This window comes from Streptomyces sp. NPDC053426 (genome assembly GCF_055585405.1).
The window spans coordinates 247621-259569 of sequence record NZ_JBVJKE010000003.1; the positions used below are offsets into that span (position 1 = coordinate 247621).

Sequence of the window (11949 nt, forward strand, 5' to 3'; positions counted from 1 at the left end):
CTCCCCTTGTCCGGGCCCGGCCGTCCCGGGCTGCTCACCTGCGACTACGAAACCGTCCGGGAGCCGGTCGGCGCAGTGCGGCAGGGGCGAGAAAAGGGGTAGGGCCAGGCATACCCCGAAGCCTCCACCCAGGCCGATGGCCCCGGGCACAGACGGCTTCTACCGTGATCCGCATGCAGCCTCGAAATCCCTGGCAGGCCATGTCCCGTCCCGGCTACGCGCTGTCGGCGTGGCCGTGGCGCTCGGCCGTGTATCTGCTCACCGGCGCGGTGACCGGTGCGGTCGTGCTCGTGGGCATCGTGGTGTCGGTGGCGGCCGGCGGGGCGCTCGCGCTCGTCCTGGTGGGACTGCCCCTGCTGCTCGGCACCGCCCTCGCGGGCATACCGGTGGCCCGGCTGGAGCGGTGGCGGCTGCGGCTGGCCGACCGCGATCCGGCGCCCGACCCGCACCTGCCGCCCGCCACCCCCGGCCTGCGGGCCTGGCTGACCGCCCGGCTGCGGGAGCGGGCCACCTGGCGGGAGCTCGGGCACGCCCTGCTGTTCGCGGTCCTGCTGTGGCCGGTCGACGCCCTCGCGCTCACGGCCGGCCTGCTCTTCCCGGCGGCCGTGACCGCCACCCCGCTGCTGATGGCCACGGCCGGGGACGGCGAGGAGGCGAAGGTCCTCAAACTGTGGACGGTCACCACCTGGCCGGCGGCGGCCGGCGCCGCCCTGCTCGGGATCGTCCTGCTCGCCCTGGGCTCCTACCTGCTGGGCGTCGCGGCGGGCGCCCGCGCGGGGCTGACCCGGCTGCTGATCGCCCCGCGTGAGACCGGCCTGGACGCCAGGGTGACCGAACTGACCCGGTCCCGGGTGCGGCTGGTGGAGGCCTTCGAGGCGGAGCGGCGGCGCATCGAGCGCGATCTGCACGACGGGGCCCAGCAGCGTCTGGTCGCCCTGACGATGACGCTGGGCCTGGCCCGCCTGGAGGCGCCGCCCGGACCGCTGGCCGACCGGCTCGCCAAGGCCCACGACGAGGCGGGCAGGGCGCTCGAGGAGCTGCGGGAGCTCATCCACGGCATCCACCCCCAGGTCCTCGCCGACTACGGGCTCGAGGCCGCGGTCGCCGACGCCGCCGACCGGTCCGCCGTACCCGTGGACGTGGACCTGGACCTCACCGGCCGGCTGCCCACACCGGTCGAGGCCGCCGCGTACTTCGTGGTGTGCGAGGCGCTCGCCAACGTCGCCCGGCACAGCGGGGCGAGCCGTGCGCGGGTGGACGGCGGACACCACGACGGGCGACTGCTGCTGGAGGTCCGCGACGACGGGCGGGGCGGCGCACGGGCCGGGGCGGGCAGCGGGCTGACCGGACTCGCCGACCGGGTGTCGGTGCTCGATGGCAGACTCACCCTGTCCAGCCCGGTGGGCGGACCGACCCTGCTGCGTGTGGAGATCCCTTGCGCCCCCTGCTCTCCCTGACGGACGGCCGAGCACTGCGCGTCGTGCTGGCCGAGGACAGCGTGCTGCTGCGGGAGGGCCTGATCGGCCTGCTCCAGCAGTGCGGGCACGAGGTCGTCGCGGCGGTCGGCGACGGCGAGGCGCTGATCACCGAGGCCGGGAAACACGAACCCGACATCGTGGTGACGGACGTCCGGATGCCCCCGGGCTTCCAGGACGAGGGCCTGCGCGCGGCCGTGCGCCTGCGCGCCGAGCGGCCCACGCTGCCCGTTCTCGTGCTCAGCCAGTACGTGCAGCGCCGGTACGCCTCCGACCTGCTGGACTCCGGCGACGGCACCGGCATCGGTTATCTGCTCAAGGACCGGGTCGGCCAGATCGAGGAGTTCGTGACCGCGCTGGGCCAGGTCGCGGACGGCGGCACGGTGGTCGACCCGGAGGTCGTACGGCAGTTGCTGCGCCACCGCCGTGATCCGCTGGAGCGGCTGTCCCCGCGGGAGCGGGAGGTGCTGGCGTTGATAGCGGAAGGCAAGTCCAACGGCGCGATCGCCCGCGAGCTGGTGGTGTCGGAGGCCGCCGTCGGCAAGCACATCGGCAGCATCTTCACGAAGCTGGACCTGCCGTTGACGGACGAGACGCATCGGCGGGTTCTCGCGGTGCTGGCTTATCTGCGGGCGTGACCGGAAGTGACCAGGTGCTGCCAAGGACCACCGGGCGTGGTGGAATAAACGGACCGGACGGTTTTCTCACTGGCCGGTCATCGCGTACGACCGGTACCAGGGGGCCGACCGCGCGAACGTACGGGCGAACCCCTCACCCGGTGAGCAGTCCAGGTCCTTCCAGAAGCCGTCGTCCGCGAACCAGTGGTCCACGGTGAGCATGCCCAGGTGATGCAGCGCGCGCGGGGACCCGGCGGCCCGGACGCGGGCGGTGGCGACGTCCACCGAGGCGCCGCCGCCGGGCCGTTCCACCCGCTCGCACACGGCCGCGAGCAGCTCCGAGGCGGGTACGGGGTCCGGGTGGGCGACGTAGTGGGCACCGGGGCCGTGGCCGGGGGACAGTGCCGCGGCGACGACCGCACGGCCCAGGGTGTCGACGTCGATCATCGAATGGAGCGCCTCGCAGCCGGACACGGTCGCGGACAGCTCCCGCAGCAGTCCCACCAGTCCGGGGACCATCCAGCGGTCGCCCTCGCCGTGCACCAGGTGCGGGCGCAGCACCAGGCCGTCCGCGTCGAGGACATGCCGTTCGGCCGCCGCGCGGGTGCGGCTGGTGGCGGAGGCGGGCGCGATCGGGGTTTCGCCGGGCCGTACGCCCCGGAAGGGGCCCCGGCCGTGGACGGCGGCGGTGCTCACGTACACGATCCGGCGCACTCCGCTCCGTACGGCCTCCTCCACCAGGGCCTTCGTGCCGAGGTCGTTGACCGCGGCGACGGACTCCGGGTCACCGCTCACGCGGGAGGCGCAGTGGACGAGGACATCGACGCCGGCGCAAGCGCCGTGCAGGGTGCGCGGGTCGGCGAGGTCGCCGGGCACCGCCTCGGAGTCCGGCCGTCCGGGCGGCGTACGGCGGGGCAGCGACCGGACGCGGACCTCGGGGCGTTCGAGGGCCGCTGCCGCGACCCGGCTGCCGATGAAGCCCGTCGCGCCGGTGATCAGGAGGTCGACGGTCACGGCAGGGACCGTACCGGGCCCGTGGGTGCGCAGGTGAGGGTGGCGGCGAAGACGGGCCGGCCGTCCTGTGTGCCCGACACCCGCACCGTCACCTCGTCCTCGCCCTTGTCGAGCACTTCGGTGTCGAGCCGGCAGGGGCTGTCCAGTTCGGCGTAGCGGCTGAAGGAGACGGCCAGTTCGGACGGAAGGAAGGGCAGCCGGCCCGACGCCGCGGTCGCGGCCTGGCGGGCCGCCTCGAACAGGACCATGCCGGGGACGTGGTCGTTGGGACGCGGGAAGAGGACCGGGTGCCCGGTGTGCGCGCGCAGCAGCCAGGAGCCCGGCCGGTCCGCGGGTGCGAGGACGACGTCCTCCGCGCGGTGGCGGCCCACCAGTTCGGGCGACACCGGTTCCGGCAGCGGTATTCGGGCCGCCTGGGCGGCCAGTTGGCGTTCCCGCAGGCGGCGGTAGGCGGCCGGGGAGGTGCAGCCGGTGCTGCCGGTGCCCCGGGCGACGAGGCGCCCCGCGCGGCGGAACTCCATCGTCGTGCGCATGCCGTTCAGGCCCCGGCCCCGGCGGCGGACCTCGGAGCAGACGACGTCGACGGTGACCGGCTCGTCCGCGTCCGCGAGCAGCAGCCGGTCCGGGTCGGTGGTCACGTCCAGGTCCCGCATGACGAAGTGGGTGTCGGCGGGGGCGCCGAACTCCACGTGGGCGAGGGCCATCGCGGTCTGACGCAACGTTTCGCCGACGATCATCGGGTCCTGGTGGCGGTCGTCGACGGGGCCGAAGAAGGCGTGGTCGGCGGGCCAGCGCGCGGTGACCCGGAAACGGACGTCCGAGAGCCCGACCCATTCGACCGGGAAGACGTCCGCCGCGCGGGGGCGGTGGGCGAGTTCGGTGGTGACGCGGGTGCGGGCACCGGGTCTGCCGGCGGTGTTTGCGGGCGGGACCCGCTGTCCGGTCTGATCCTCCATGGGGGCGCTCCAGGAATCCGGCTGCGGCATGAGGAACACCCGGGACCGGGAATCGGACCTCCGGGCGGCTCGCACTAAGATACGGACGAGTTGGTTTTTTTCCAAGGGTGATCCACACCGCCGGAGACGAGCCCACGCGCCCCGCACGACACGACAGACCGCACGGCGGCCTCACGACGGCTGCACGGCGGCTCCACGGTGACCGCGCGGTGCGACCCACGAGATCCACCAGATCAGGAGGCACCCGATGGCGCGACAGGAGCGCGCGATCCGCACCCGGCGGACCATCCTGGAGGCGGCGGCGGCCGTCTTCGACGAACGCGGCTACACCTCGGCGACCATCGGGGAGATCCTGGAGCGGGCCGGGGTCACCAAGGGCGCGCTGTACTTCCACTTCGGCTCCAAGGAGGAGCTGGCGCTCGGCGTGTTCGAGGAACAGCTCGCGATCTCCCTGCCGTCCCAGTCCAGCAAACTGCAGGAGCTCGTCGACTCGGGCCTGGTGCTGGCGCTGCGGCTGCGGACCGAGCCGCTGGTGCGGGCCAGCGTCGGGCTGGCCCTGGACCAGGGGGCGCTGGGGCTGGACCGCACTCCGGCGTTCGGCATGTGGATCGACCAGACCACCCGGACCCTGGCCGAGGCCAAGGCGGGGGGCGAACTGCTGCCGCACGTCGACGCGACGGAGACGGCGGAACTGCTGGTCGCGAGCTTCTCCGGGGTGCAGCTCATGTCGCAGCTGCGCTGCCAGCGGCAGGACCTGGAGCACCGGGTCGCCGTGCTCTTCCACCACATGCTGCCGGGCGTGGCCGTTCCGGCCGTGCTGGCCCGGCTGGACATCTCCCAGGACCGCGCCGGGCGGCTGCTCGCCGAGGGGCGGCTGCTGCCGACGGCGGGAGAGGTGGCGGAGGTCGGGTAGGGCCCGGACCTCGTACGCACCGGTTTGGGCCCGGACTCCGTACGCGCCGGTTTGGGCCCGGCCCCCGTACGCACCGGATTTGAGCCGGAGCTCGTCCGCACCGGGCTGGGCCAGGACTTCTCCACACCGGAAGAGTTGTCCACAGGGTCTGACGAGTTTCGGCCACCGGCTGTACGGTCGGCACGATCGATGTCGACGCGTGTGTACGGCACGTATGTGTACGGGGGAGGCGGTCGCCGTGACCGAAGCCGTTGCCGGGATGTCCGGGACTCACGAGCCTGCCGGTGCGGGCGGGACCGGCGGTACGGCCCCTGTGCGGCTGCTGCCGCGGGTGCCGGGGTTCGCCGAGCGGTCCGCCGGGGGCAGCCCCAAGGACGAGGGCAAGGCCCTGCGCGGTCGGGTTCCCCGCGCGGCACACGCCGCCTTCGACCCGGACGCCTCCCGCCCCGACGCCGTGAGCGCCGTCGAGGAGTCCAGCCGGGGCCGGCTGCCCGAGCTCGCACCGATCCGGGTGGGCAGGATGGCGGCGACACCGTTCGCCTTCCTGCGCGGATCGGCGGGCCTCATGGCGTACGACCTGGCCCGCACGCCGGTGACCCGGATCGGCGCCCAGATCTGCGGCGACGCCCACGCGGCGAATTTCGGCCTCTACGGCGACGCGCGCGGCGGACTGGTCATCGACCTGAACGACTTCGACGAGACGGTGCACGGCCCCTGGGAGTGGGACCTCAAGCGGCTCGCCACCTCCCTGGTGCTCGCCGGGCGCGAGGCCGGCGCGGACGAGGACACCTGCCGTGCCGCGGCCCACGACACCGTGGGCGCCTACCGCCGCACCATGCGGCTGCTGTCCAAGCTGCCGGCGCTGGACGCCTGGAACGCCATCGCGGACGAGGAACTGGTCTCCCACACCGACGCCCACGACCTGCTGGGCACCCTGGAACGGGTCTCCGAGAAGGCCCGCGCGAACACCAGCGGCCGGTTCGCGGCCAAGTCCACCGAGACGACCGGGGACGGCGGACGCCGCTTCGTCGACGCGCCGCCGGTCCTGCGCCGAATACCGGTCGGCGAGGCCGCCGCGGTGGCCGCCTCGCTGGAGCAGTACCTCGGCACGCTCCCGCCCGACCGCCACCCGCTGCTGGCCCGGCACGCGGTGCACGACGTGGCGTTCCGCGTCGTCGGCACCGGCAGCGTGGGCACCCGCTCGTACGTCGTCCTGCTCCTCGACCACCGGGGCGAGCCCCTGGTCCTCCAGGTGAAGGAGGCCCGCCCCTCGGCACTCGTGCCGCATCTGCCGACGGCCGGGTTCGACGCCCCCGAGGCCGGCCACGAGGGCAGGCGGGTGGTTCACGGCCAGAAGCGGATGCAGGTGATAAGCGACAGCCTGCTGGGCTGGACGACGGTCGACGGCCGCCCCTACCAGGTGCGCCAGTTCCGCAACCGCAAGGGCAGCGTCGACCCGGCCGCGCTGGCCGCCGACCAGATCGACGACTACGCCCGCATGACCGGTGCCCTGCTGGCCCGCGCCCACTCCCACAGCGCCGACCCCCGCCTGATCGCCGGGTACTGCGGCAAGAACGACGAGCTGGACGAGGCGGTGGCGGTCTTCGCCGTCGCCTACGCCGACCGCACCGAGGCCGACCACACCGACCTGGTGACCGCGGTGCGGTCGGGACGCGTCGCGGCGGAGACGGGGGTGTGAGCGGGCGTCCGGGCCAGGCGCGCGTCTTTGACCGGGGAGTGCGCCGCCGCAGCGGGGCGTACCGGCCGGGCGGGTGGCCTACGCTGTCCGGGTGACGACCTCGGAAGGTGAGCAGAGTGGCGGCGCCGGCGCGGAGCGGGCCCCCGGCGGTGGTGGTGCGGCGCGGCCCGAGGAGAGGCTGGAACAGGCCGTACGCGCGGCCGAGCAGGCGCTGATCGAGTTCGAGATCGCCGTGGAGACCTTCCGCGTCGAGGTCGAGAACTTCTCCCGGCTGCACGAACAGAAGCTCGGCCCGATGTACGCCAGGCTCGAGGAGCTGGACGCCCGGATCCTGGAGGCCAGGGCCGCCCGCAGCGACGACCCCGAGGACCGGCGCCGGGCCGACGAGGCGCGCGCCCGGCTGATGCCCATCCCCGGCGTCGAGGAGCTGCTCAACGGCTGGATGGACGGCGACGGCCTCTTCCCCGAGGCCACCGCCATGCTCACCGACCGGCCGGTCCGGCCCCCGCGGCGGGTGCGGCCCAGCGAGGAGGCCCGCAGGCTCTACCGCGACCTCGCCCGCAAGGCCCACCCGGACCTGGCGCAGGAGGAGAAGGAACGCGCGCGCCGCGAGGAGTTCATCACCCGCGTCAACGCCGCCTATGCCCGCGGCAGCGAGGACGAGCTGCGCGAACTCGCCGAGGAGTGGGCCAAGGGGCCGGAGCTGAAGCGCGTCCCGAGCGCGGGCGAGGAGCTCTACGCCCGCCTCGAATGGCTCGCCCGGCGCAAGGAAATGCTCACGCTGGTCGCCAGGGAACTGGAGGACGGCGCCATCGGCTCGATGCTCCGCCTCGCCCCGGACGACCCCGACCGGCTCCTGGAGGAGATCGCCGAGCAGCTGCGGACCCAGGTGACCGAGCGCGAGGCGGAGCTGGCGGCGCTGCTGGCCTGAGCCGGGGACCGCCCGGTCGGGTAGCGTCGGGGGCATGAGTTTTGGAGCTGGTGTGCCCACGGTCCGGGTCGCGGACGTCGAGGACGGCGACTTCCTGCTGGACGTCCGTGAGGACGACGAGTGGAAGGCCGGCCACGCCGCAGGGGCGCTGCACATCCCCATCAGTGAGTTCGTGGCCCGCTACGGCGAGCTGACCGAGGCCGCCCCGCAGGACGGCCGGGTCCATGTGATCTGCCGTTCCGGCGGACGGTCGGCGCAGGTCACCATGTATCTGGCCCAGCAGGGCGTCGACGCCGTGAACGTGGACGGCGGCATGCAGGTGTGGGAGGCCGCCGGACGCCCGGTCGTCACGGACGACGGAACGCCGGGGCACGTCCTGTAACACCCTTCCCGTGGACGCCCGCGCTCTCGGCCGGCCCGCCGGGCGCGGCCTCTGCGGGCTCCCGGCGGTCACTGGACCGGCACCGGCGGCCGGGTCGATACCGGAGCGCGGTGCCGGATGGCAGGGACGGCACCTGAGCGGCCCTGGAGCGACCCCGGAGTGCCCCCGGCCCGCGAGGTCGGGCCGGAGCGAGCCGGGGGCTCCTACCGGTCGAAGTCCAGCTCCACCCGCTCCGTCACCGGATGCGACTGGCAGGCCAGGACATAGCCCGCCTCCGTCTCCTCCGATTCCAGCGCGAAGTTGCGGTCCATCCGCACCTCGCCCGAGACGAGGAAGGCGCGGCAGGTTCCGCACACCCCGCCCTTGCAGGCGTAGGGCGCGTCGGGCCGGTTGCGCAGCACCGTGTCCAGCAGGGACTCGCCGTCCTGGACGGGCCAGGTTCCGCCGCGTCCGTCGAGCCGGGCGGTGACCGTGCTGTGTGCGGGGACGGGCGCCGTGGTGACGGTCGCCGTACCGGCGTCCACGTGGAAGATCTCCTGGTGGATGCGGGAACGGGCCACACCCAGTCCGCGCAGCGCCCGCTCGGCCCCTTCGACCAGGCCGTACGGCCCGCACAGGAACCAGCCGTCCACCTGCTCCACGGGCAGCAGGGCCGGCAGCAGCCCGGTCAGCCGCTCCTGGTCCAGCCGTCCGGACGGCAGCCCCGCCTGCTGCTCCTCCCGGGAGAGCACCGTCACCAGCTGGAGCCGCTCGGGGTAGCGGTCCTTCAGGTCGGCGACCTCCTCCAGGAACATCGTCGAGGCGGCCGTCCGGTCGCTGCGGATCAGGCAGAACCGGGCCTCGGGCTCGCGCGCGAGGAGGGTCGAGACGATCGACAGCACCGGCGTGATGCCGCTGCCGCCGACGATCGCCGCGTACCGGCCGGGCGCGGGAGGGAGCGTGAAGCGGCCGGCCGGGGTCATCACCTCCAGCTCGTCGCCGAGGTCGATCTCCTTGAGCGCGTACGTGGAGAAGGCGCCGCCCTCGACCAGCCGCACGCCGACCCGGAGGGTGCCCGGTGCCTCGCCGTCGGGTGCGGGGGAGCAGATGGAGTAGGTGCGCCGGATGTCCTCGCCGTCCGCAACGCGACGCAGGGCCAGGTGCTGTCCGGGGGCGTACCGGTACTCCTCGGCCAGGTGCGGGGGGACGGTGAGGGTGAGGGCGACGGAGTCGTCGGTGAGCCGGTCGACCGCGGCCACCCGGAGCCGGTGGAAGCGGGCCATCACAACTCCTTGAAGTGGTCGAACGGTTCACGGCAGGCCAGACAGCGGCGCAGTGCCTTGCACGCGGTGGACGAGAAACGGCTGAGCAGTTCGGTCTCGGCGGAGCCGCAGTGCGGGCAGTGCACGAGGTCCGCGTCGTCCTCCGGCCGGGTCTCACGGGTGCGGGTCACCCCGAGCTCCACCGGGACCGGTCCGGGGGAGGCCGTCCGTACACGCGGCGGTGCGATGCCGAACTCCCGCAGTTTGCGGCGCCCTTCGTCCGTGATGTCGTCGGTCGACCAGGCGGGGGCGAGCACCCTGCGCACGGTGACCTCGCGCACCCCGTGCTCGCGCAGCACCCGCTCGATGTCCAGGCTCATCGCCTCGACGGCCGGGCAGCCGGTGTACGTCGGGGTCAGTTCGACCTCGACGGTGTCCGCACCGCGCGCGTGCACCGCGCGCACGACGCCCAGCTCGCGCAGGGTCAGTACGGGCAGTTCGGGGTCGGGCACCGAACCGGCGAGCTCCAGGAGTTCGGCCTCCAGCGGGGTGAGGGTGGTCACCATGTCGCCCCCGGATGGCTGCGGTGCAGGTGCTGCATCTCGGCGAGCATCCGGCCGAAGGGCTCGGTGTGCAGGCCCTGACGGCCCGCACCGGCGGTCCACGCTCCCGTGCGCGGGCCCTCGGGCACCGTGAGGGTGGCCCGGCGCAGCACCTCCGAGACCCACTCCAGCCAGGCCGTCTCCAGGCCGCTCCAGTCGACGTCCAGGCCCTCGACGGGCTGGAACATCTCACCGGTGTGGCGCCACAGCGCGTCCACGGCCCGCTGCATCCGCGCGTGGCTCTCTTCGGTGCCGTCGCCGAGCCGCAGCGTCCACTGCTCGGCGTGGTCGCGGTGGTAGGCGGTCTCCTTGACCGCCTTGCCGGCCAGCGGCGCGAACGGACCTTCTCCTGCGGCCAGTTCGCCGTAGAGGAGGTACTGGTGGGCGGAGAAGAACAGCTGGCGGGCGATGGTGTGGGCGAAGTCGCCGTTGGGCTGCTCCACCAGCTGGAGGTTGCGGAAGGCGCGCTCCTCACGGAGATAGGCCAGCTCGTCCTCGTCGCCCACCATCGACAGCAGCACGCGGGCCTGTCCCAGCAGGTCCAGCGCGATGTTGGCGAGGGCGACCTCCTCCTCCAGCACGGGGGCGTGGCCGGCCCACTCGCCCAGGCGGTGGGAGAGCACCAGCGCGTCGTCGCCGAGGGCGAGCGCGGCCGCCGCGTGGGCGGTGTCCTTGGCGGGGGTCGTGGTCACAGGTGCCGCACCCCCTCGGGGATCTCGTAGAACGTCGGGTGCCGGTAGGGCTTGTCGGCGGCCGGTTCGAAGAACGGGTCCTTCTCGTCGGGCGAGGAGGCGGTGATCGCGGACGACGGGACGACCCAGATCGAGACGCCCTCGCCGCGCCGGGTGTACAGATCGCGGGCGTTGCGCAGGGCGAGCTCCGCGTCCGGGGCGTGCAGGCTGCCGGCGTGGGTGTGGGACAGGCCTCGGCGCGAGCGCACGAAGACCTCCCACAGGGGCCAGTCGGTGTGGGTCATGCTCGCGCAGCTCCTGTCTCGCTGTTCGTGTGCTTGGCCGCGTGGGCCGCCGCGGCCTCCCTGACCCAGGCGCCCTCCTCGTGGGCCTGCCTGCGCCGGGTCAGCCGCTGTTCGTTGCACGGGCCGTTGCCCTTGAGGACGTCCCAGAACTCGGACCAGTCGATCGTCCCGAAGTCGTGCTGCCCGCGCTCCTCGTTCCACTTCAGGTCCGGGTCGGGGAGGGTGAGGCCGAGCGATTCGGCCTGGGGGACGCAGATGTCGACGAAGCGCTGGCGCAGCTCGTCGTTGGAGTGCCGCTTGATCTTCCAGGCCATCGACTGCGCGGAGTGCTGGGACTCGTCGTCGGGCGGGCCGAACATCATCAGCGACGGCCACCACCAGCGGTCCACCGCGTCCTGCGCCATCGCGTGCTGCTCCGGGGTGCCCTTGCTGAGGGCCAGCAGCAGCTCGTAGCCCTGGCGCTGGTGGAAGGACTCCTCCTTGCAGATGCGGACCATCGCGCGCGCGTACGGGCCGTAGGAGCAGCGGCACAGGGGCACCTGGTTGGTGATCGCCGCGCCGTCCACGAGCCAGCCGATGGCGCCGACGTCCGCCCAGGTCAGCGTCGGGTAGTTGAAGATCGAGGAGTACTTCTGGCGGCCGGAGTGCAGCTTGTCGAGCAGCTCGTCGCGGCTGGTGCCGAGGGTCTCGGCGGCGCTGTACAGGTACAGGCCGTGCCCGGCCTCGTCCTGCACCTTGGCCATCAGGATCGCCTTGCGGCGCAGTGAGGGCGCGCGGGTGATCCAGTTGGCCTCCGGCTGCATGCCGATGATCTCGGAGTGCGCGTGCTGGGCGATCTGCCGGACGAGCGTGGCCCGGTAGGCGTCCGGCATCCAGTCGCGCGGCTCGATCCGCTCGTCGGCGGCGACGGCCGCGTCGAAGGCACGCTCGTAGCCGGCGGTGTCGCCGGCGTCGGCCGGTGCGTCGTACGCCTGGCTGCCGGCCGTATCGCGGGCGGCTGCTGTCGCCATGAGGTCCCCCTCGACTGGATGCTTCCCGGAGCACGCTCCCGACCGATCGTTCGGTTCGTGCGATTCCATGGTGAGACGGGCGCCGCGAGGTGTCAACCGCTGTGGATAACCTGCGAGGACCGCCTGTGGACAA

13 protein-coding genes are annotated in these 11949 nt (G+C 73.5%); 6 read left to right on the forward strand and 7 right to left on the reverse strand.

Going from position 1 to position 11949, the window contains the following annotated elements:
* Positions 1-200 precede the first annotated feature (200 nt).
* Both ACZ62B_RS08065 and ACZ62B_RS08070 read left to right on the forward strand, forming a co-directional pair.
* Positions 201-1457 (forward strand): sensor histidine kinase, encoded by a 1257-nt coding sequence (locus tag ACZ62B_RS08065; RefSeq protein WP_344563220.1) that lies wholly within the window; start codon positions 201-203, stop codon positions 1455-1457.
* A gap of 23 nt (positions 1458-1480) precedes the next feature.
* Complete coding sequence (locus ACZ62B_RS08070; protein WP_344563218.1) at positions 1481-2113, forward strand: response regulator transcription factor; 633 nt, start codon at positions 1481-1483, stop codon at positions 2111-2113.
* 66 nt (positions 2114-2179) lie between these two features.
* Here ACZ62B_RS08070 and ACZ62B_RS08075 read toward each other — a convergent pair whose 3' ends face one another.
* Both ACZ62B_RS08075 and ACZ62B_RS08080 read right to left on the reverse strand, forming a co-directional pair.
* Complete coding sequence (locus ACZ62B_RS08075; protein WP_469689437.1) at positions 2180-3106, reverse strand: NAD-dependent epimerase/dehydratase family protein; 927 nt, start codon at positions 3104-3106, stop codon at positions 2180-2182.
* Positions 3103-4062, reverse strand: coding sequence for a ScbA/BarX family gamma-butyrolactone biosynthesis protein (locus ACZ62B_RS08080; protein ID WP_468720987.1), 960 nt, complete (start codon positions 4060-4062; stop codon positions 3103-3105). Before ACZ62B_RS08080 ends, ACZ62B_RS08075 begins: the two co-directional genes overlap by 4 nt.
* 247 nt (positions 4063-4309) lie before the next feature.
* On the opposite strand from ACZ62B_RS08080, the gene ACZ62B_RS08085 reads away from it, so the two are divergent.
* From ACZ62B_RS08085 to ACZ62B_RS08100, 4 genes are all read left to right on the forward strand, one after another.
* Positions 4310-4975: a ScbR family autoregulator-binding transcription factor gene (locus ACZ62B_RS08085; protein WP_344563146.1), complete on the forward strand. Its 666-nt coding sequence runs from the start codon at positions 4310-4312 to the stop codon at positions 4973-4975.
* Positions 4976-5234: 259 nt separating this feature from the next.
* On the forward strand, positions 5235-6674 hold the full coding sequence (locus ACZ62B_RS08090) for a DUF2252 domain-containing protein (RefSeq protein ID WP_469689615.1): 1440 nt from the start codon (positions 5235-5237) through the stop codon (positions 6672-6674).
* 91 nt (positions 6675-6765) lie between these two features.
* Positions 6766-7605, forward strand: a complete 840-nt coding sequence (locus ACZ62B_RS08095; protein WP_344563144.1) for a hypothetical protein — start codon at positions 6766-6768, stop codon at positions 7603-7605.
* 52 nt (positions 7606-7657) lie between these two features.
* Positions 7658-7987: a rhodanese-like domain-containing protein gene (locus tag ACZ62B_RS08100; protein WP_344563214.1), complete on the forward strand. Its 330-nt coding sequence runs from the start codon at positions 7658-7660 to the stop codon at positions 7985-7987.
* Between the two features lie 203 nt (positions 7988-8190).
* Here ACZ62B_RS08100 and paaE read toward each other — a convergent pair whose 3' ends face one another.
* Genes paaE through paaA form a run of 5 tightly spaced genes read right to left on the reverse strand, consistent with a single transcriptional unit; the run spans position 8191 to position 11816 of the window.
* A complete protein-coding gene (gene paaE, locus ACZ62B_RS08105) occupies positions 8191-9249 on the reverse strand; it encodes a 1,2-phenylacetyl-CoA epoxidase subunit PaaE (protein ID WP_468720984.1) in 1059 nt (352 codons plus the stop codon).
* Complete coding sequence (gene paaD / locus ACZ62B_RS08110) at positions 9249-9794, reverse strand: 1,2-phenylacetyl-CoA epoxidase subunit PaaD (protein ID WP_469689438.1); 546 nt, start codon at positions 9792-9794, stop codon at positions 9249-9251. Before paaD ends, paaE begins: the two co-directional genes overlap by 1 nt.
* Entirely contained in the window at positions 9788-10522 is a 735-nt protein-coding gene (paaC, locus tag ACZ62B_RS08115; protein ID WP_344563138.1) for a 1,2-phenylacetyl-CoA epoxidase subunit PaaC, read from the reverse strand. The genes paaD and paaC overlap by 7 nt, the downstream gene beginning before the upstream one ends.
* Positions 10519-10806: a 1,2-phenylacetyl-CoA epoxidase subunit PaaB gene (gene paaB, locus ACZ62B_RS08120; RefSeq protein WP_030215302.1), complete on the reverse strand. Its 288-nt coding sequence runs from the start codon at positions 10804-10806 to the stop codon at positions 10519-10521. The genes paaC and paaB overlap by 4 nt, the downstream gene beginning before the upstream one ends.
* On the reverse strand, positions 10803-11816 hold the full coding sequence (gene paaA, locus ACZ62B_RS08125) for a 1,2-phenylacetyl-CoA epoxidase subunit PaaA (protein WP_469689441.1): 1014 nt from the start codon (positions 11814-11816) through the stop codon (positions 10803-10805). Before paaA ends, paaB begins: the two co-directional genes overlap by 4 nt.
* Positions 11817-11949: the final 133 nt, after the last annotated feature.

What these genes read in the sequence shown, in the direction of transcription:
- paaD (WP_469689438.1), bottom strand. Translation starts at nt 9,794, where the DNA reads ATGGTGACCACCCTCACCCCGCTGGAGGCCGAACTCCTGGAGCTCGCC.
- paaA (WP_469689441.1), bottom strand. Translation starts at nt 11,816, where the DNA reads ATGGCGACAGCAGCCGCCCGCGATACGGCCGGCAGCCAGGCGTACGAC.
- paaB (WP_030215302.1), bottom strand. Translation starts at nt 10,806, where the DNA reads ATGACCCACACCGACTGGCCCCTGTGGGAGGTCTTCGTGCGCTCGCGC.
- paaE (WP_468720984.1), bottom strand. Translation starts at nt 9,249, where the DNA reads ATGGCCCGCTTCCACCGGCTCCGGGTGGCCGCGGTCGACCGGCTCACC.
- ACZ62B_RS08090 (WP_469689615.1), top strand. Translation starts at nt 5,235, where the DNA reads ATGTCCGGGACTCACGAGCCTGCCGGTGCGGGCGGGACCGGCGGTACG.
- ACZ62B_RS08080 (WP_468720987.1), bottom strand. Translation starts at nt 4,062, where the DNA reads ATGGAGGATCAGACCGGACAGCGGGTCCCGCCCGCAAACACCGCCGGC.
- ACZ62B_RS08085 (WP_344563146.1), top strand. Translation starts at nt 4,310, where the DNA reads ATGGCGCGACAGGAGCGCGCGATCCGCACCCGGCGGACCATCCTGGAG.
- ACZ62B_RS08065 (WP_344563220.1), top strand. Translation starts at nt 201, where the DNA reads ATGTCCCGTCCCGGCTACGCGCTGTCGGCGTGGCCGTGGCGCTCGGCC.